This is a genomic window from Nocardia sp. NPDC050710, assembly GCF_040654375.1.
Taxonomy (GTDB): domain Bacteria; phylum Actinomycetota; class Actinomycetes; order Mycobacteriales; family Mycobacteriaceae; genus Nocardia.
In genome coordinates this window covers 1-20,488 of record NZ_JBFAHV010000016.1, presented here as the reverse complement: position 1 = coordinate 20,488, position 20,488 = coordinate 1, and the positions used below count along the sequence as shown (strand labels likewise).

The following is a 20,488-nucleotide window of genomic DNA, read 5'->3' as shown; positions in this document are numbered from 1 at the left end:
GGTCCGCACACGCCTCACAGACCGTGCAGTCCCTGTGGAGCGAATGGAAACTCTGTGACTGCCCCGTTGGGGACTCGGTGTGGCTTAGGGTGTGAGGTCATGGCCTCACTGTCGGATCCTCAGGTGCGCGAATTCCTGTGTCTCGGCACGCGGACGGGCAAGGTCGCCGTCGTCGCGGCCGACGGCCGCCCGCTTGTTACCCCGGTCTGGTTCGTTCTCGAGGACGACACCGTGGTCTTCAATACCGGCAAGACCTCGGCCAAGGGCAAGGCCTTCGCCCGCGACAACCGCATCGCCCTCGTCGTCGATCAGGAGGAGGCCCCGTACGGCTCGGTCCAGATCCAAGGCACCGTCACCCTCTCCGAGGACCTCGACGACCTCGTGCGCACCGCCACCGAAATCGGCGGCCGCTATATGGGTGCCGACCGCGCCGAGGAATTCGGCAAGCGCAATGGAGTTCCCGGGGAACTCGTCGTCCGCATTCAGCCCACGAAGGTCATCGCCGCCTTCGACGCCACCGCCTGAGCTGTTTCGACACTCCCGAATACACTCACCCGCATGACCGTGCACTTCATCGGGGCCGGGCCGGGCGCCGCGGACCTGCTGACCGTGCGAGCGGTCACCCTCCTGCGCACCTCCCCGGTGTGTCTCTATGCGGGCACCTATCTGGACCCCGAGGTGCTCGCGCACTGCGCGCCGGATACGGAACTGATCGACACCCAGCACCTGGACATCGACCAGATCACCGAGCATCAGGTCCGCGCCCACCGATCCGGCAAGGACGTCGCCCGCCTCTGCTCCGGCGACCCGTCGATCTACTCGGCCCTCACCGAACAAACCCGCCGCCTCGACACCCACGGCATCCCCTGGGACATCACCCCCGGTGTCCCCGCCTACGCCGCCGCGGCGGCCCTCCTCGGCACCGAACTGACCGTCCCCGAACTGGTCCAATCGGTAGTTCTCACCCGGACTCAGGCCCGCTCCACCGCCATGCCCGAATCCGAGTCCCTGGCCAACTTCGCCCACACCCGAGCCACCCTCGTCCTTCACTTGGCCATCACCCGAATCCGCCCCCTGGCGGCCGAACTCATCGCCGACTACGGCTCCGACTGCCCCGCGGCCGTCGTCTACCGAGCCAGCCAACCCGACCAACTGATCCTCCGCGGCACCCTCACCGACATTGCCGACCAAGTCGAAGCGGCCGGCCTCCGCCAAGCCGCCGTCATCCTGGTAGGCAAGGCCCTCACCCCCACCCTCTCCTGCACCACCTCCCACCTCTACGACCCATCCAGAGACCGCCACCCATCATCGTGATGTGTTTCAGTCCAACCTTCTGAATCGGCAGAACCGCCTACTTTCCGGCCAATGGCTCAGAAGTACGACATGACCTCGGCATCGAACTCATCGGTCGATGGCAGACTCGTCGGCGGCCGATAGCCCACATTCCGGACATGGAAGAGGAACGCCTCCGGAAAGTCGAAGTGGTAGTTCGCCAGATAGTGGATCGAATCCACCCGCCAGATCCACACCCCATCGGAGATCAGCGACGGTCCACTCGGGATCACCGTCGTGTTGTTCACCAGATCCACCACATCCTCGAGCACATCGAAAACCGGTGTGGCGGAACGCATGTACCGCAGGATCTCCTGCCGATCAGTCAGCGGTTGCGTTGCCCGCGCTTCGCGCAGTGATGGCAGATGCGCCTTCGGATTTCGGTACATCTCCCGATAGATCCCGACGGTGTTCAACATAGGCATCGCTAATGCATCCCCCTTGGACGGTTTGTGGAAGCGGGTTGGGTTTCGGGCTTCAACACGCCCTACACGCTATCGTGACGAAGGATCCGGCATTGGTTGGTCCCTCGGGTGGCAGTTGTTGACCGACGGCGTCGGTGAGGGCTGGTTGCTGCGGCGCGGTCGGAGTCGAATCTGCCGATGTGCCCGTCGGCTCGGAAGCCGACGAGTAGTTCAGAACTCGAAGGTCTCTGTCTGGGGCCATGTCCCGTTCTGGCTGCGGGCTTGTGCCCATCCCGCTGCTTCGCGGCAGGTCACGTGGATTGCCGGAGTCTCCGTGTAGTAGCGGTGATTGTTCTTGTTGATCGTCAGTTCGTGGTCGACCGGCGGTTGAGGTGGTTGGGTCAGTGACTCCGCCCTGACTCGGTACATGATCTCGGCTGGGCGTTCCCAGATCACACTGATGTGCACTCGCCATGTCGGGGGATACACCTGGTAGCCCTGCACCGGGCGGCCCGCCTGTATCGCCGCGTCGTAGTCCTCCCCGATCGTCATCGGATGCAGACTCGAATGCGCCGTAACGACCCCGGTCTGCTTGTTGACCACGTAGCTCCCCAGACCCAGTCCCTGACCGCTTGCTATCTCCTCGTCCGTCAGGACCTCCTGGCACACCCAACCGTGACGGGACTCCAGAATCGAGTACTCCCGGCTTGTTCGAAGTGCTCTGGTCAGGTGTTCCCGCACTTGCTGTCGTGTTTCCAGCGGTTCCGGCACTACTGTATGCCCATCCTTCGGCGAGATTCTCTCGGGAAAGACAGGCGGTTGCCTGAATCCTGGAGCCATCCAGGGTGGTTCACTCTGCATGTGCGTACTCCGTACTGGTTCTATTGTTTCTGTTCAGAAAGTTTTGCCGCCATCCAGTCGGGAATGAATTCGGTGCTGCGTGGATACCGAATTCTTGCTGGCTGTGACGATATGTCGAGCCGTTTCTGGGTCTCCCGAGGATTGCCCGGTCTGCCACTGAACTCTGCGCGATCAGTAGATCGGCTCGTAGGCGTAAGCCCAGTTCTGGTTGATCATCGCTTGTGGGATGTATTCGGAGTCGACTTCGATCGGGATGTCGTTATCCATGGCATGGCAAACCGTAGCAAGAATCGGCCAGGATATGAGGGCGGCCGCAGTGTGTACGCGGTCGGGGTGCGAATAGTATGCGGAGTGGTCCCGGAGAGCTTGCTCGAGTGCAGTGTTGAATTCATTCGAGTTGTTTGTGATCACATGCAGCAAGAGATTTATAGCGGGATATGCTACCAGGACGCTGTAGTCTTCGTCTGGGAATTCAAGATTTCGAGGCAGGGTGGCTTCGAGGGTTTGGGCGATTCGGCTGACCTCAATAGCTTCTTCGCGGAATATGGATTGCCAGCACTCGGCCCACATGTACATATACTTATTGAATCGCGTTCCGGGCTGTCTGGTAAGTTCGATAGGGAACCATGCCACCTCCTCCATGATCTGCCAATTGCGGGCGACGATCGTTGCCCACAATCCGTCGAGATAAGAATCGATGGTGTTCGAGGGGGCGTCTCCGCCAAGTCCTGGCACCCAGCGATCCACGGCGCCTGCGCCCAGCCGGAGTCCGACGGTTGCTTCAGCGGGAATATCTGCGATTCGAGTCAACCCGGTCTGAGCCTGGAGAGCGAGGATTACGGCACGCTGGAATTCTGGCGTCCGACCCTCGGGGTCGAGTAGGCTCAGATACCCTGCCGCGCGGAATTGTTCCGAGGCAGTAGTGCTCAATATCTCGTTGGGGCGCTCGGCAAGAAGGTTGCCAGACAGTCCTGTTTCCGTCAGCCGGTTCACGGACGCCACTTGGTCGAGAATATATTCTCGACTACTGGCTTTTGGCGGGATTACTCGCGCGACGTGAGTCTTCGGCATATCTCAGTCCTTTTCTGGTTTATCTCAGCTTGAATGGTTTTACTCGAGCGCCCTTGTATGAATTATCAGGGTTGACCTGTGCCTGAACCGCAGCGTACGTAAGCTTACCCTTCTTTTTTTCATCAGCAAGCTTCTCGGCCAGGTCCTTCTCTTCCTGGGTTCCGGCGCGCATCTGTTCGATGATCGAGTCGAAATACTTGCTGGTGCCTTGTTCGTGACCACCCCTGGCGCCGAGTTGTGCGCGTGGCCCCTTTGCTTCGTAGACCACATATCGCTCGTTGCCATCTTTGTCTGTGACTCTGTATATATGGTCGAACCGCCCTTGTTTCGGTCCTTCGTTTATCCCGGGTTGCTCATGGAGTGGCATGATCTGCCATCCTTGGGAGGGTGGGAATTCCGCTGCTATTGCGTGACGAGCTGCGGCTTCGCCGAGGTTTTCTCCCTCGTCGCGGACCCCGACGGCTGCCTGTCGTAGCTCGACAAGCTCGGCTTCGGCAGCTCGCATTGCGGCGGTGTCGTTCGCCTGTTCGGCATTCTCTATTCGGTCGAGAAGGGTGTCGCGTGCGGTGACAAAATCATCGCCGTTCAGTGCTTTATCTAGGCGACTTAATGCCGCCGTTCGGGCGGCGGCGTATTCCTGTGCGACCTCGAATAGTTTGCGGACATCTTCGGGTGTTGGGTTCGTGGGCGTTTGGTTGAACTTGGGCGAGTTTGGTGAGGGGTGATCCCTTTGGTTCTCGGTGTCATAGTCGACACGTGATATCAAACCCTCGCTCACAACCCAGCGGCCGCTGTCGTCGACCGTAACCGGTGGAGTAAGATCGCCGTCCGGATCACGGGTCTTTCCATTCTTTACACGCACGGAACCGTCGGGATATTCACGATAGTATTTCCGGCGATAATCGGGATCCTGGAGCTTCTCGTCCATTGTTCGGCGAGGTTGAGGATCCTGGGGCGGCGGGGTTTCGCCCATGTAGTCGATGGATTGGTCGGAGTCGATGTTTGTGGTGTCGGGGCGGGTCGAGGTGTCTCGCGTGGTGGAGCTGGGGGTGGTGCCGTCTTGGTTGGTGGGGTGGTGGGTGGTCCAAGTGCCGTTGTCTCGGACGTGGGCGGGGGAGTTGGGTTTGGTGGGGATGCCTACGGCGTCGGTGGGGGCGTGGACGGGGACGCCTAGTTCGTTGGCTAGTTGTTGGGCTAGGTCTGGGTTGTGGGCGGTGTTGCAGGCGATGAGACGGATGGGGGTGCCGGGGGTGTAGTTGGGGTTGTTGCGGATGGCGTCGGCGATTTGTTGGGGGGTGAGGTTGTTGAGGGGGGCGCCGTTGGTGTCGGCGTGGAAGATGACGTCGAAATCGCCTTCGTTGCGGAGGTTCTCGCGGACGCGGTGGGTGGTGGGGTCGTCGCCGATCGACGTGCTGGTGGGGGTGTGGTGGGTGTTGGGTGGGGGTGTGGGTTTGGTGGGGTCGGTGTCGGGTTTGGTGGTGTTGTCGGGGGTGGTGGTGTCGGGTTTTGTGTTGTTCGGGGTGCTGGGATCGGCCGGGCGGTTGTTGTCGGGCTTGGTCGCGTCAGGGCGATTGGTGTTCGGCTCGGTGGATTTGGGGGTGTCGGGGGTATGCGAGGGCGTGGTGTTGGTGTGTGGTGCCTGAGTCGGTGTGGTGGGCTGGTTGGTGTTGGCCGGTTGAGTGAGGTCCGGGCGTGGTTGCTGCGGTGTGGTGGGGTGGTCGGTTCGGGAGGGTTGTTGAACAGGGGTGGTCGGCTGGTCGAGCTTCGGCTGCTGGGTGTGGGGTTGGTCTGAGCGGGGTGGCTGCTGGGTGGTGGGCCGGTCGCCGGGGGCCTGGCTAGGCGAGGTGGGTTGGGTGGCCCAGGGGCTGTTGTTGGGGTCGTACTCGCGTTGCTTCTGGTTGAACCAGTTCTGGAAGTCCTGGCTGCTGCGTTGGTACGGGTTTGGGCCCGGGTTTGTGGGGTTGGCCGGGTTCTGGTGGGGGGAGCGGTAATCGGGCTGCTGGCGGCGATCGGTGTTGTCCGAGGGGGAGGGGTGCTCGGGGCGGGTGGGGTTGGTGTTGTGCGGGCGGCCGGGGTTGTCCGACATGGGTGCGCGGGTGTCGGGGAGACCTGCGAAGGGGTTGTCGGGGCGACCTGGTCGGTTGGGCTGGGTTGGGTAGGCGTTTGTGCCCGGGTGTGTGGGAGTGCTGGGGGTGGACGGCTTTTGGGGCGTGTTCGGGTTCGTCGGGTTGTGCGGGTCGCCCGTATTGGTCGGGTTGCCGGTGTTAGCCGGGCCGGTCGGCTGTGCCGGATATGCGGTATTCCCCGGATGGGTCGGTGTTGCCCAACTAGTCGGTGTGGTTCCCGGTTGCGTTTGCGGGTTGGCAGGCGCCGCAGTGTTATTCGGATGCGTGGGGTGACCGGGAGTGTTCGCGCGATTGTCCTGGCCGACCGGCGCGGAAGCGCGTGTGTCCGGTGCCGTCTGATTGTCGGGTTTCTGTTGCCGGTTGTCGGGGCCGTAGGACGGGGTGTCGGGTTGCTGCGCTGCGGGGGCGGCCGATGGCTCGGATTGCGATGCCCTTGTGGGGGATTGGGTTTGGGCGGTCTCGGCGGTGGGTTGCTGTGGGCTGTCTGTGGTGGACGGAGTAGCCGTCGGCTCGGTTGCCGACGGGGAGTTCAGAACTCGAAGGTCCCCGTCTGGGGCCACGCCCCGTTCTGGCTGATGGCCTCCGCCCATGCCGCTGCCTCGCGACAGGTCAGATGGGTCACCGGAACTTCCGTGTAGTAGCGGTGATTGTTCTTGTTGATGGTCAGTTCGTGGTTGACCGGGGGTTGGGGTGGTTGGGTCAGTGATTCCGCTCGGACTCGGTACATGATCTCGGCCGGGCGTTCCCAGATCAGGTCGAGGTGGACTCTCCACGTCGGAGGCCACACCTGGTAGCCCTGCACCGGGCGGCCCGCCTCGATCGCCTCGTCGAACTCCTCCCCGATCGCCAACGGACTCAGGCTCCGATGTGCCGTTATCCTTCCGGTCTGCTTGTTGACCACGTAGTTCCCCAGGCCCAGCCCCGCTCCGCTCGCCATCTCCTCCTCGGTCAGGATCTCCCGACACACCCATCCGTGCCGGGCCTCCAGAATCGTGTAATCCCGGTTCGTTCGAAGTGCTCTGGCCAGGTGGTCCCGCACTTGCTGCCGAGTTTCCAGTGGCTCCGGCATTATTGGTTCCTCCATTGGGGTCGATGGGGATGAACATCATGGCGCAGGAGTCGTGGGTTAGTCGCGCCGGCGGCGTGTCCGAGGTTGTGCCCGCTTGCGGGTCCCACCACACGGGTCCACTCGCCCCGGGCGGATAGACGATGACCGTGGCGTGTCCACCGTCCATGATCGGATTCCCGTTCGCGTCGTACATTGGGTTGCCGGCCGGATCGCGCGCGTGCCAGTAATTGGCGACCAGTGCCGACGATCCGGGGCCGAGCTGCGAGATGTAGTCGTGCAGTGCGGAGAACTGTTCGGGAACCGAGCGGTTCCCGCTGTCGAAGTTGTGCCAATCGTTACCGAGCCAGGCGGCCCCGCGCTCAGGTCCGCCGACCTCGCCGCCACGCTTGTCGAGACTCCCGTCCGGGAGTCGATCCGGATGCCGTGGCGCGGAGACCTGCGGGTCGCCGTAGAACGACGACAGCGCCGAGAGTGAGCAGTCGAGGCAGTTGTTGCTGCGGCCGCGGAACTCGGGTCCGCCGTCGTTGACGAGTTGCCCGTAAGGGTGAGTGCGCGGGTCGGCGCCGACTTCGAATTCGTTGCCATTGCGCAGTGAGTCCTCGACATCGTGCTGGTAGGCCGGGTTTTCGACCGGTGCGAGTCGGCGGCGGCCCTCGATTCGCGTGTCCGACGGGTTGTCGAAGCGGGTGTCGGTGTTGGCGGCGGCGATGTCGTTGCTGAGTTGGCGGAGATCGTCGGGGGTGAAGCCGGGATCGCCGCCGGTGGGGCTGGGCATCAGGCCGAGATGCATGCGCAGGTTGTCGGCGAGGGTGGCGGGGGTGTCGGCCGGTGACCAGTTGTTGCGGCCGTCGCCGCGCGGGGTGGCGTTGATGTCCAGGTGGGCGTTGGCGGGGTCGTTGGTGAAGACGACGTCGACGAGGACGCGGTCGCCACTGAGCAGGCGCGGGGCCGAGTTGAATGCGGCGTCGGCGGCATGCTCGGTGTTGGCCATCAGGCGGCGGATGTCGTTCGGGGAGATGTTCGAGTTGGGTGAGACGCTGACGCGGACGGTCACGACCGATACGTACTCGCCGGAGGGGAGTCGAAATCGGCGTACCTCGTAGGCGGGTCTGCCGAGCCCGGAACGGATGCCGTGCGCTTGGACCGGTGTGGTGCCGCCGATCGGATTCTGGTTGCGGTAGAACTCGCGTGCCGAGCGGGCCTGATCGATTTGGCGCTGCTGCCGGTCGCGCGGTGCGTCGGCGGATCGAGGGTGGGTCGCGGGGGTCGGCCGCGGGGTGTTCGGTGTATTCGGGTTCGGCTGCGCGGTTCGGCCGGGGTCCGGTGTCGGCCGGTCGGTGGTGCGGTTGGGTGTGTCGCGCGGGTTGGTGTTCTGTGCGGTGGTGCGGTCGGCGGGCCGGTCTCGTTGCGGTGGAGTCGAATTCGGTACGCCTGTATCCGGCGGTGGTGTCTGTGTGCGGCCCGGCTCGGCGGGAGTGGTCGGGCTGTCCTGCCTGCGGGGACTGTTCGTGGTGTCGCTGCGTGGGGGCGTGGGGGTGGTGTCCGGTCGCGACTGTGACGGGGTGGTCGGGTGGTCCGACTGTGTGGGCCGTCCGGTACCTGGGTTGGTCGGCGTGCCGGAGTCGGGTGCGGAAGGTTGCTGTGTGGGCGGGTTCTCCGGGTGTGTGGCCGTGGAGTTGGTGCGGTCGGGAGAGGAATTGCCCGGGGTGGTGGCGGTGGGGTTTTCCGGCCGGTTCGGGGTGTTCGTGGTGTCGTTGCGGGAGGGTGTGGCTGTGCCATCCGGGCGTGACTTGGTCGGGGCACTGGAGTTGTCCGGTGGCGTAGGCCGTTCGGCGTTGGGATCGGCCGCGGACGGTCGTGTGCTCTGGTTCTCGGAGCCGGGGGTGGTCGGGTTGTTTCCCGGTTGATCGGCGCGGGCGGGCTGGCCGGGTGTGGGCGAGGGTTGCCGGTTTTCCGGTTTCGCGGGAGTCGAATCGGATCGTGTTGGTGCGGTGGGATTTTGGGTGCTGGGCTGCGGGCGTGACTGTTGACTGGAGTCACTCTGCCCGGGACGGGAGGATGTCGAGTCGGGGCGTCCCGGGGTGGCAGGGCTTTGGGGGTTCGGGCGTTGGGTCGCGGGCTGTGATGCGCCAGTTCCTGCGGAGGTTCCCGGATCGCTGGATGTTGGGGTCGGGTTGGTGCGCGGGGTGGTGTCGGGGGTGCCCGGGGAGGGGGAGGCGGTGACCGGTGGGGTCGCGGTTGCCGTGGAGGCGGTGCTGGTGTCGGTGTTCGTCGGGGTGGGGTTGGGCGACGTCGGCGTGGTCGGAGTCGTCGGTGCGGGCGGTGTCGACTGAGGTGGGGTCGAGCTCGGTGACGCAGGTGATGGGCTACCAGTAGATGGTGGGGTGCCGGTTCCGGTGGGCGTGCCGGTTCCCGTCGGGGTTCCGGTGGGTGTGCCCGATGCCGGGGTTCCCGTGGATGGAGCCGCGGTCGAAGACGCGGCGTCGGTGTTGGTCGGGTTGCTGGGTGTGGATGGAGTAGCCGAGGACTGCGGTTGTGAGGGGTTCTGTCCGACCGGCGCGTCCTGGGGCGATGGGCTCGGTTGCGTCGGTGTGGTGCCGGGCTGCGGCGTTTGCGTGGTAGCCGGGTCCGAGGAAGTGGGCTGGTCGCTCGAGGGTGTGTTCGAGCGGGTCGGTTGGTCGGAACCGGGGGCGGCAGCCTGCTGGGTGGGTTGGCCGCTGGGCCGCCCCGCGCTCTGCTCCGTATCCGACGTCTGTTGCGACGGCGTCTGCTGGCCCTGTTGGGAGGGTGTCTGCTGGCCTTGCTGGGAGGGCGACTGCTCGCCTGATTGTTGGTTGGGTGACTGCTGGCTCGGCGATTGTTGGCCCTGCGGGGAGGGTGATCGATCCCCCGACTGCTGTGTCGGCGACTGCTGGCCCGAGGTTTGTGTGTCGGGCCTTTGCTGGGACGGTGTCTGCTGGCTCTGCTGAGCGGGGGTTTGGTCGCCCGATTGCGGTGCGCCCGATTGCTGGCTTGGGGTTTGGGTGTCCGGTGTTTGCTGGGTCGGCGACTGCTGGGGTTGCTGGCCTGTGAGCTGGGCATCGGGCGACTGCTGGTCCGGTGCCTGCGAGGGTGTCTGCTGGCTCTGTTGCTGTGAGGATGGCTGGTCGCCCGAGGGCTGGGAGGGTGTCTGCTGTCCCTGCTGAGCAGGGGTTTGGTCGCCCGATTGCTGCGCGGGGGATTGCTGGCTTGGGGTTTGGGTGTCCGGTGTTTGCTGGGTCGGCGACTGCTGGGGTTGCTGGCCAGTGGGCTGGGCATCGGGCGACTGCTGGCCTGACGGTTGGCTTTGTGACTGCTGGCTCTGTTGCTGTGAGGATGGCTGGTCGCCCGAGGGCTGCGACGGCGACTGCTGCCCCTGCGACTGGCTCGGAGATTGCTGAGACTGCTGCTGGGCAGAAGACTGCTGATCGGACGACTGCTGGCCAGGCGACTGCTGGCTCGGCTGCTGCTGGTTGGCCTGCTGGGAGGGCGACTGATCACCCGAGGGCTGGGTCGGCGACTGCTGGGATTGCTGGGACTGCTGGCCCGTGGACTGGGTATCAGGCGACTGCTGGCTTTGTGACTGCGTGGGCTGCTGCTGGCCCTGCTGGGAGGGCGACTGGTCGCCTGAGGGCTGGGTCGGTGACTGCTGGCTCTGCGGCTGGGTCGGTGCCTGCTGGCCGGGCTGTTGCTGGTTTTGCTGCGACTGCTGGCTGTTCTGCTGGTTCGACTGCTGCTGGTTGTTGTTCTGCTGGTTCTGCTGCTCGTTGTTCTGGTTTTGGTTGTTCTGGTTGCCCTGGTCCTGACCACCGTGATCCCCCGAACCACCCTCCAACCCCCGCTGCACCCCGGCAGCCGCTGCCGAAGTGAACGATTCGGTCGACAACACGTCACCCAGGTTGAACGGCTGATCGGTCAACGCCGCCTGTGTCGCCGCCGCCGATACCTCGCTGGCGAGACTCGCCGCCGCCTCCTGTGCCCCATCCTTGACCGCATTCGTCAGCGGATTGCCGCGCCGGCCACCCGGACTGTCTCCACCACCCAGCAACCCTTCGGTGGCGCCGGCGACGGCGGTCGAGGCCAAACCCTTCGCCGAATCAATCCACTCCTGCTTCGACAGTGGATCCCGCCGATCTGCCGCGACCTGCGCCAACTTGATCCCGATATCGAGGACCCCCTCCTCGAGCACCGCCTCCCACGCCCCACGCACCGCCGCCCGCCCCGCCGCCTTCAATGCCGCCTTCGACAGGATCTTCTGCAGCAGCTTCTTCATCAAGATCTTCAAGGTGATCCTGGTCGCGGCTTGGGCCGCCGCCGCCTCGGCCGCACCCGCCGGCGCGCCCACACCCGTCGCCATCGCGGCCAACGCGATGGCCATCTCGACCGCGAAGATCACCAGCGACGCGATGATGACGAGCTTGGTGTGCTCGATATCCGCCGCACCGTCACCGATCTGATCGGCGAGGGTTTCGATGTGTTTGATCAACCCATCGAAAGCCCCCTTACCCCCACCCAATTTGTCCCAGTGCTGGGAAAACGCCTCCCCCGTCGCGCCATCGAGCTGGCTCAACGCCTGCTTGATCGAATAGGTGGCCTCCCCGTCCAACTCGTTCAGGGTGTCGGCGAGCTCCGTCCACGCAGCCTCCACCCGCCGCATCGCCGTCTCATCGCCCTCGGGCCAATCGCCCGCGCCCACAACATATTTCGCGGCCCACTGCAGCGGCTCCGGAATCTCGATGCCCACCGGCTGATCCCCTCCGCAAATCCACCCGACGCGCCGGGCTAGAACATACCTACATCCCGATAGACGCAGCCAACCCGAATGCGGTTCCACCTCGAGGCGAGGAATCCGGCGAGGGTGCCATCGGGCGCACGGAGTTGTGCGGCGTATGGCCGGTGGCGGAGCGAGACCTGGATCACTACACCCGCCGACGAATCTCGTGCTGCGAATCCCGCTGTGAGAACCCCGACATCGAATCCAGCAAACCTGTATCGATTCCGCTGCCAGGTGTGATGCACTACTGCTATGGAGCTTGGTTGGTCGGGCGAGGGGGGCAACGGTAGATTGTCCCGGTGATCAGCGATGGACATCCCGGCAGAGCCGGTCGGTGGGTATGGGGCACGGTCGGGCCCATGTAACGAGATCGGCCCTGGACAGATAGTGCCAATGAACATTTTTGCCTGATTGATACGAGAACTGAACCTGGAGACGCGGACGCCACGCTTGGGATAGGTGAGCGTCCTGTCCGGGTGTCGTCGGGGAGCGCTTGCGTGGTGTTCCGGAAGCGAGGTTACGGTTGGACCGGCTGGATTTCGGCGGGAACGGCGAAGCTGGTGGCGAGTACTTCCCGCTGTCGCCGGCGCAGCTGGGCATCTGGTATGCCCAGCACGTCGATCCGCAGGTGCCGATCAATATCGCACAGTACGTCGATCTCCACGGCGATCTCGATATCGACGCGCTGGCGCAGGCGAGCCGCGCGGCTGCCGTCGAGCAGGGCTCGGGCTGGCTGAGGATCATCGAGCGCGACGGTGAGCCCCTGCAGACGATCGACATGTCGCAGGACTCCACGCTGGAGTACGTCGATCTGCGCGATGCCGAGGACCCGGAGGCCGCGGCCGCGGAGTGGATGCGCGCCGAGTACAGCCGTCCGCTGAATATCGTCGGCGACCGCCTGATCCGGGCGGCCGCGCTGCGCTTGGCCGATTCGCGCTGGTTCTGGTATTCCCGGGCGCATCACATCGTGCTCGACGGTTTCGGCGCCATGACCTTCATGTCCCGGATCGCGGAGCTGTACTCCGCGGCGGTGAACGGCGAGGAACCGAAGCCCGCGAAGGCCACCGATCTGCGCACGCTCTACGAGCAGGAGATCGCCTACCGCGACAGCACGCGGTTCCAGTCGGATAAGGAGCATTGGGCCGAGCGGGTCGCGGGTCTGGAGGAGGGCTCGAGTCTGGCGGGTCGTTCGGCGCCGCCGGCTCCGGTGAACGGGGTCGCGAGTGCGGCGCTGACCGCCGCGCAGGATGAGCTGCTGAATGCCGCGGTGGCGCGGTACGACAATTCTCCGGCCGGTCTGCTGATCGCCGGTTTCGCCGCGTACCTGGCGCAGCTGACCGGTGCGCAGGATGTGATCCTGAGTCTGCCGGTGACCGCGCGTACCACCGCGGCCATGCGTCGTTCGGGTGGTGTGGTCTCCAATATCGTGCCGCTGCGTTTGCGGGTCGGCCACGATACGACGGTCGCGGATCTGTTGAAGTCGGTGACCGTCGAGGTGTCCGGCGCGCTGCGCCATCAGCGCTACCGTCACGAGGACATCCGCCGTGATGCCGCGGGCGATGGTGTGGTCACCACCGAGTTCTTCGGCCCGTGGGTGAACATCATGCTGTTCCACAGCGAGGTGACCCTGGGTCCGATGGTGGGCCAGCTCAATGTGCTGTCCACGGGCAGCATCGAGGATCTCGGCGTCAACTTCTATCAGTCGGGTACGCGCTCGCATATCGACTTCGAGACGAACCCGAACCTCTACACCGAGGAAGAAGCGCGGACCCATCATTCGCGGTTCCTGGAGTTCTTCGACCGGTTCCTGGCCGCCGACGCGGATGCGGCGGTGTGGGATCTGCCGGTCACCACCGAGACCGAGCGGGTCCAGACGCTGCTGGAGTGGAACGACTCCGAGCAGGACGTCCCCGACACCACGCTGCCCGCCCTGCTGGACGCGCAGATTCCGTTGACCCCGGACAATATCGCCCTCGACTTCGAGGGCGAGACATTGACCTACGCCGAATTCGGCGCGCGGGTCAACCGGTTGGCCCGATTCCTGATCGCCGACGGTGTCGGCCCGGAATCGCTTGTCGCACTTGGTATGCGGCGTTCGCTGGAACTGGTCATCGGCATGCACGCGGTACTCAAGGCCGGTGGCGCGTATGTGCCGATCGATCCGGATCATCCGGCCGATCGCACCGCCTACATCCTGGAGAGCGCGGATCCGGTCTGCGTGCTGACACTGTCGCACGACGAATTGGAGCTGCCCGACACGGTGCGCCGGGTGGAGATCGACACCCTGGATGTCTCCGCGTATTCCGATGCGCCGGTGGCGGATTCGGAGCGACTCGGCCCGCTGCGCCCGGATAACACCGCCTACGTCATCTACACCTCGGGTTCCACCGGACGCCCGAAGGGTGTCGCGGTGACCCATCACGCGATCGTCAACCAAGAGCTGTGGATGCTCGACGAGTACCGGCTCACCGCGGACGACGTGTATCTGCAGAAGACCGCGACCACCTTCGACGTGTCGCTGTGGGGTTATTTCCTGCCGCTGATGGTGGGCGCGAAGCTGGTCATCGCCGCGCCGGACGGGCATCGTGACCCGCTCTACGTCGCGGACATGATCGAACGGCACGGCGTGACCGTGACCGACTTCGTGCCGTCGATGTTGACGGTATTCGTCACCCATGCCACCGAGGCCCAGTGCGCGACGCTGCGCGCGGTATATGTGATCGGTGAGGCGTTGCCGCCGGAGACCGCGACCGGTTTCCGCGCGATCTCCTCCGCCGGGCTGCACAACCTCTACGGTCCGACCGAGGCCGCGGTGTCGGTCACCTATTGGGAGGCCACCGCCGCCGATACGGTGACCGTGCCGATCGGCATCCCGGAGTGGAATGTCGAGGTCTACGTCCTGGATTCGCGGCTGCGTCCGGCCGCGATCGGCGCGCCGGGTGAGCTGTACCTGGGTGGGCGTCAGCTCGCGCGCGGCTACCGCGGCCGCCCGGATCTGACCTCGGATCGCTTCGTCGCCAACCCGTTCGGCACGCACGGACAGCGCATGTACCGCACCGGTGACCTGGTGCGCTGGAACGCCGTGGGCACGCTGGAATACATCGGCCGCACCGACTTCCAGGTCAAGTTCCGCGGTCAGCGCATCGAACTCGGTGAAATCGAGACGGTCACCCTGGCCCATCCCGCGGTCAGCCAGTCCGCGGTGCTGGTGGTCGACACCGCCACCGGTCAGCAGCTGGTCGCGTATGTCGTCGCGGCGCCGGGACAGTCGATCGATCCGGTCGAGCTGACCCGGTTCGCCTCCGAACAACTGCCCAGCTACATGGTGCCCGCCTCGGTGATGGTGCTGGCGGCGTTCCCGCTCAACACCAGCGGCAAGCTGGACCGTAAGGCGTTGCCGGAGCCGGTGTTCAGCGCCGACGTCGCCGGTTTCCGCGCCCCGCGCACCCAGGCCGAGCAGATCGTGGCGGGCATCTTCGCCGACGTGCTCAGTCAGGAACGCATCGGCATCGACGACAACTTCTTCGACCTGGGCGGCAACTCGCTGGTCGCCACCCAGGTGGTCTCGCGGATCGGCGCGGCGTTCGGCACCCAGATCGGGGTACGGACACTGTTCGAGACCCCGACCGTGGCCGGGATCGCCTCGCGTGCCGAAAACGCCACCCCCGCAGACGGTTCCAGGCCGCCGCTGGTCGCCCAGCAGCTGCCCGCGCGGGTGCCGCTGTCGCTGGCACAGCAGCGCATGTGGTTCATCAACCAGTTCGATCCCGCCGCGCCTACCTACAACCTGCCGTTCGTGGTGCGCTTGCGCGGCCACGTCGACATCCCGGCGCTGAAGGCGGCGCTCAACGACGTGATGGCGCGCCAGGAGTCGCTGCGCACCGTCTTCCCCGAATCCGGTGACGGCGGCTACCAGCAGGTGGTGCCCGACGACGAGATCAACCTGGCCATCTCGGTCGCCTCGATCGACGAATCCGAACTGTCCGCCACACTCACCGAATTCGCCTCCACCGGCTTCGATGTCTCGCGCGAACTGCCCATCCGGGTCCGCATCTACCAGGTGACCGGCGGCTCGACCAATGGCACGCCGGATCACGCGGTCGCGTTCGTGGTGCATCACATCGCGGCGGACGGCTTCTCGTTCGGTCCGCTCTCGCGCGATGTCGCCACCGCGTATCTGGCGCGGGCCGCGGGCGAGGCGCCCGCCTGGTCGCCGCTGCCGGTGCAGTACCAGGATTTCAGCATCTGGCAGCGCGAACTGCTCGGCTCCGAAGCGGATCCGGGCTCCATGGCCGCACGCGAGATCGCCTACTGGCGTAGGCAATTGGCCGGACTGCCGGATCAGCTCGATCTGCCGACCGACCGGCCGCGTCCGCCGATGCAGAGCTTCCACGGCAGCCGCGTCACCTTCGATATCGATGTCGATCTGCACACCCGGCTGGCCGCGCTGGCGCGCGCGCAGGGTGTCAGCCTGTTCATGGTGATGCACGCGTCGCTGGCGGTGCTGCTCGGCAGGCTCTCCGGCACCAGCGATATCGCCATCGGCACGCCCGTCGCCGGCCGCGGCGAGCAGGCGCTCGACGACCTCATCGGTATGTTCGTCAACACCCTGGTACTGCGCTCGGATGTGGATGGCAGCCAGCCGTTCACCGAGCTGCTCGCCCGTACCCGGGAAACCGATCTGGCCGCCTTCGCCTACGCCGATGTGCCGTTCGAGCGGCTGGTCGAGGTGATCAACCCGACTCGCTCGCAGGCCAGGCATCCGCTGTTCCAGGTGATGCTGTCGTTCCAGGAGATGTCGCACGCGACGCTGGAGTTGCCGGGTCTGTCGGTGACCGCCGACGAACTCGATGTCGACATCGCCAAGTTCGATCTGCAGTGGACGATCACCGAGGAGCGCGGCTCGCACGGCGAACCCGCGGGTATGGGGGCCGTGGTCTCCTTCGCCACCGACCTGTTCGATGCCGAGACCGTCGCCGAGTTCGGACGCCGTTTCCTGCGCGTGCTCGAATCCGCGGTCACCGCACCGGAATCCAAGGTGCACGACATCGACATCCTCGATGACGCCGAGCGTGCACAGGTCCTCACCGGATGGAACCGGACCGCGCACCAGGTGCCCGCGGCGACGCTGGTCTCGATGTTCGAGGCGCAGGTCGCGCGTACGCCCGACGCGACCGCGTTGACGTTCGAGGGGACGAGTCTGTCCTACGCCGATTTCGCGGTTCGGGTGAATCGTCTTGCGCGGCATCTGATTTCGCTCGGCGTTGGGCCGGAGTCGATGGTCGCGCTCGGTATGAGCCGCTCCATCGAGCTGGTGGTCGGCATGTACGCGGTGAGCGTCGCGGGCGGCGCCTATGTGCCGCTGGATCCCGATCATCCGGCCGATCGCACCCGCTACGTACTCGAAACCGCGGCACCGGTCTGTGTGTTGACGACCGCGCGCGACGGGTTCGACGCCGGTGACATCACGGCCGTCGAGATCGACGAACTGGATCTGTCGGCGTATCCGGAATCCCCGGTGCGCGATGCGGAACGCAATGCCCGGCTGCGGCCGTCGAATACCGCGTACGTGATCTTCACCTCCGGCTCCACCGGTCGCCCGAAGGGTGTCGCGGTCTCGCATCAGGCGATCGTGAACCGCCTCGTCTGGATGCAGTCCGAGTACGGCCTGCGTGCCGATGATGTGGTGTTGCAGAAGACCCCCGCCACCTTCGACGTGTCGGTGTGGGAGTTCTTCTGGCCGTTGCAGATCGGCGCCCGCCTGGTCGTCGCGCGGCCGGATGGTCATCGTGATCCCGGCTACCTGGTGGAGATCATCACCGAGGAGCAGGTCACCACGGCGCATTTCGTGCCGTCGATGATGTCGGTCTTCGTCGCCGAGGGCGGCGCGGACGAGTGCCGCAGTCTGCGTAATGTGTTCGCCTCGGGTGAGGCGTTGCCTCCGGCGACCGCGCAGCGGTTGCGTGAGTTGACCGGTGCGGCGTTGCACAATCTGTACGGTCCGACGGAGGCCGCGGTCGATGTCACCTTCCATGAGGTGGTCGATGCGGATGTCACGTCGGTTCCGATCGGTGCGCCGGTGTTCAACACCCAGGTGTACGTGCTGGATTCACGCCTGCACCCGGTTCCGGTGGGTGTCGCGGGTGAGCTCTATCTCGCGGGCGTGCAGTTGGCACGCGGCTATGTCGCGCGTCCCGACCTGACCAGTGATCGTTTCGTCGCGAACCCGTTCGATCCGGCCGGTGCGCGCATGTACCGCACCGGTGACCTCGTGACCTGGACTGCCGATGGTGAGTTGGAGTACCTGGGTCGTACCGATTTCCAGGTGAAGTTGCGTGGTCTGCGTATCGAGCTCGGTGAGATCGAGGCGGCGCTGACGGGTCTGGCGTCGGTCGCGCAGGCGGTTGTGTTGGTGCGTTCGGATGATCGTCTCGGTGATCAGCTGGTGGCGTATGTGATTGCGGCTGCTGGTCATTCGATCGATGTCGACGGTATCCGTGCCGAGCTCGGTGGTGAACTGCCCGCGTATATGGTGCCGTCGGCATTCGTCGTGCTCGACGAGTTCCCGTTGAACGCCTCGGGCAAGCTGGATCGCAAGGCGCTGCCCGCCCCGGTCTTCGAAGTGAAGGTCTTCCGCGCACCCTCGACCCCGATCGAGGAGATCGTCGCGCAGATCTTCGGCGAGGTCCTCGGCATCACCCGCATCGGTGTCGACGACGACTTCTTCGACCTCGGCGGCAACTCGCTCATCGCCACCCAGGTCGCCTCCCGCCTCGGCATCGCACTCGACACCCGGGTGCCGGTGCGCATGCTGTTCGACGCCTCGACCGTGGCCGCGCTGGCCGCCCGAGTCGAGTCGCGCGCCGGTGACGGTGCGCGCAAGGCGCTGGTGGCGCGCGAGCGGCCGGAGGACGTGCCGCTGTCGCTGGCCCAGCAGCGCATGTGGTTCCTGAACCGATTCGATACCGAATCGGCGGTGAACAATATCCCGGTCGCCATCCGGCTCTCCGGTGAGCTGGACGTCGCCGCGTTGCAGGTCGCCGTGATCGACGTGATCGATCGGCACGAGTCGCTGCGCACCGTCTTCCCGGAGACCGCGACCGGCCCCGTACAGGTGGTTCTGGACGCGGCGCAGATCGTTCCGGACCTGACCCCGTACCGGGTCACCGAGGCGACGCTGTTCGAGCATCTGATCGACCTGGCCTCCATGGCCTTCGACGTCACCAGCGAAGTGCCGTTGCACGCCCGGCTTTTCGAGATCAGCGAGTCCGAGTACGTACTCGGCATGGTGATGCACCACATCTCCGCCGACGGTTGGTCCATGGGTCCGCTGGCCCGCGATGTCATGGTGGCGTACGCGGCTCGCACGCTGTGGGAGCCGCCCGCCTGGTCCGCGCTGCCCGTGCAGTACGCGGACTACTCGCTGTGGCAGCGCGAGGTGCTGGGTTCCGAAGAGGATCCGAAGTCGTTGATCTCCAACCAGATCACCTACTGGACCCGGGAACTCGCCGACCTGCCCGACGAATTGGTGCTGCCCTCGGACCGGCCGCGCCCCGCGGTGGCGAGCTACCGAGGCGGCACCTACCCGTTCGTGATCTCGGCCGAGACCCAGCAGGCCCTGGTCGAGTTGGGCCGCCGCTACAACGCCTCGCCGTTCATGGTCATGCACAGCGCGCTCGCGGTGCTGCTCGCCCGGCTCTCCGGCAGCAGTGATATCGCCATCGGCACGCCCGTCGCGGGTCGTGGTGAGGCGGCGCTGGACGATCTGATCGGCATGTTCGTCAACACGCTGGTGTTGCGCACCGAGATCGACGACACCGCGAGCTTCGCGGATCTGCTGGCCACCGCGCGCGAGAAGGACCTGCACGCGTTCGCCAATGCCGATGTGCCGTTCGAACGCCTGGTCGAGGTGCTCAACCCGGCGCGTTCGCAGGCGCGGCATCCGCTGTTCCAGGTGATGCTGGCGTTCCAGAACACCAAGCAGGCCAACCTGGAACTGCCCGGCCTGTCCATCAACGGTATCGACTACGACGCGGGCCTGGCCAAATTCGATCTGCAGCTGACGTTGCAGGAGATCCAGGACGAGCAGGGCGAATCGACCGGCATGTCGGCCGAATTCTCCTACGCGCTGGACCTTTTCGACGAGGACACGGTGGCCGCCTTCGCGCGCCGCCTGGATCTGATCCTGGCTGCGATTATCGCCGACCCGGATGTGCCCGTCGGCGATATCGTCCTGCTGGACGAGCGGGAAATGGATTCGGCGTTGCGCGGGTGGAATGACACCGCGCGGGAGCTGGATTCGGCGGGCACCCTGGTGGCCGAATTCGCCCGCCAGGAGCTGGCGACGCCGGATGCGGTCGCGGTGATCGATCCGGCTGCCGGGATCACGCTGACGTATGCGGAGTTCGGTGCGCGTGTGCATCGTTTGGCGCGTCGTCTGGTCGAGGCGGGTGTGGGTCCGGAATCGCTGGTGGCGCTGGGTATGCGTCGTTCGGTCGATTTGGTGGTGGCTGCCTATGCGGTGCAGGAGGCCGGTGGCGGTTATGTGCCGTTGGATCTGGATCAGCCTGCCGAGCGTGTGGGGTATGTGCTCGAGTCGGCGGCACCGGTCTGTGTATTGACCACCGCGCGTGATGGTTTCACCGCGGCGGGTGTGACCACCCTGTCGATCGATGAATTGGAACTATCGGGGTATTCGACCGCACCGCTCACCGATGCGGAGCGGATTGTTCCGTTGTGTTCGGAGCATCCGGCGTATGTGATCTTCACGTCGGGTTCGACGGGTCGTCCGAAGGGTGTGGCGGTGCCGCATTCGGGCGTGGTGAATCAGGTT

At 65.3% G+C, this 20,488-nt stretch carries 11 protein-coding genes; 7 read left to right on the top strand and 4 right to left on the bottom strand.

The window, feature by feature from the left end; all coding sequences use genetic code 11:
- Positions 1–99: 99 nt before the first annotated feature.
- Together AB0H61_RS24475 and cobM are read left to right on the top strand one after the other, a co-directional pair.
- Entirely contained in the window at positions 100–525 is a 426-nt protein-coding gene (locus tag AB0H61_RS24475; protein ID WP_357308392.1) for a PPOX class F420-dependent oxidoreductase, read from the top strand.
- A 33-nt stretch (positions 526–558) separates the two neighbouring features.
- On the top strand, positions 559–1,314 hold the full coding sequence (gene cobM, locus AB0H61_RS24470) for a precorrin-4 C(11)-methyltransferase (protein WP_357308390.1): 756 nt from the start codon (positions 559–561) through the stop codon (positions 1,312–1,314).
- 56 nt (positions 1,315–1,370) lie between these two features.
- Here cobM and AB0H61_RS24465 read toward each other — a convergent pair whose 3' ends face one another.
- The 4 genes from AB0H61_RS24465 to AB0H61_RS24450 all read right to left on the bottom strand — a co-directional run bounded on the left by AB0H61_RS24465 (position 1,371) and on the right by AB0H61_RS24450 (position 7,917).
- On the bottom strand, positions 1,371–1,757 hold the full coding sequence (locus AB0H61_RS24465) for a hypothetical protein (RefSeq protein WP_357308387.1): 387 nt from the start codon (positions 1,755–1,757) through the stop codon (positions 1,371–1,373).
- A 210-nt stretch (positions 1,758–1,967) separates the two neighbouring features.
- Complete coding sequence (locus AB0H61_RS24460) at positions 1,968–2,288, bottom strand: hypothetical protein (RefSeq protein ID WP_357308384.1); 321 nt, start codon at positions 2,286–2,288, stop codon at positions 1,968–1,970.
- Positions 2,289–2,768: 480 nt separating this feature from the next.
- Positions 2,769–3,668 (bottom strand): immunity 49 family protein, encoded by a 900-nt coding sequence (locus tag AB0H61_RS24455; protein ID WP_357308381.1) that lies wholly within the window; start codon positions 3,666–3,668, stop codon positions 2,769–2,771.
- Between the two features lie 19 nt (positions 3,669–3,687).
- Positions 3,688–7,917 (bottom strand): toxin glutamine deamidase domain-containing protein, encoded by a 4,230-nt coding sequence (locus AB0H61_RS24450; RefSeq protein WP_357308378.1) that lies wholly within the window; start codon positions 7,915–7,917, stop codon positions 3,688–3,690.
- A gap of 400 nt (positions 7,918–8,317) precedes the next feature.
- On the opposite strand from AB0H61_RS24450, the gene AB0H61_RS24445 reads away from it, so the two are divergent.
- The 5 genes from AB0H61_RS24445 to AB0H61_RS24425 all read left to right on the top strand — a co-directional run.
- Complete coding sequence (locus AB0H61_RS24445) at positions 8,318–8,770, top strand: hypothetical protein (RefSeq protein ID WP_357308375.1); 453 nt, start codon at positions 8,318–8,320, stop codon at positions 8,768–8,770.
- A gap of 291 nt (positions 8,771–9,061) precedes the next feature.
- Positions 9,062–9,196 (top strand): hypothetical protein, encoded by a 135-nt coding sequence (locus tag AB0H61_RS24440; RefSeq protein ID WP_357308372.1) that lies wholly within the window; start codon positions 9,062–9,064, stop codon positions 9,194–9,196.
- Positions 9,197–10,275: 1,079 nt separating this feature from the next.
- Entirely contained in the window at positions 10,276–10,464 is a 189-nt protein-coding gene (locus AB0H61_RS24435; RefSeq protein WP_357308369.1) for a hypothetical protein, read from the top strand.
- A gap of 105 nt (positions 10,465–10,569) precedes the next feature.
- Positions 10,570–11,667, top strand: a complete 1,098-nt coding sequence (locus AB0H61_RS24430; protein WP_357308366.1) for a hypothetical protein — start codon at positions 10,570–10,572, stop codon at positions 11,665–11,667.
- A 511-nt stretch (positions 11,668–12,178) separates the two neighbouring features.
- On the top strand, positions 12,179–20,488 hold an 8,310-nt coding region (locus tag AB0H61_RS24425), incomplete at its 3' end, for an amino acid adenylation domain-containing protein (protein ID WP_357308363.1).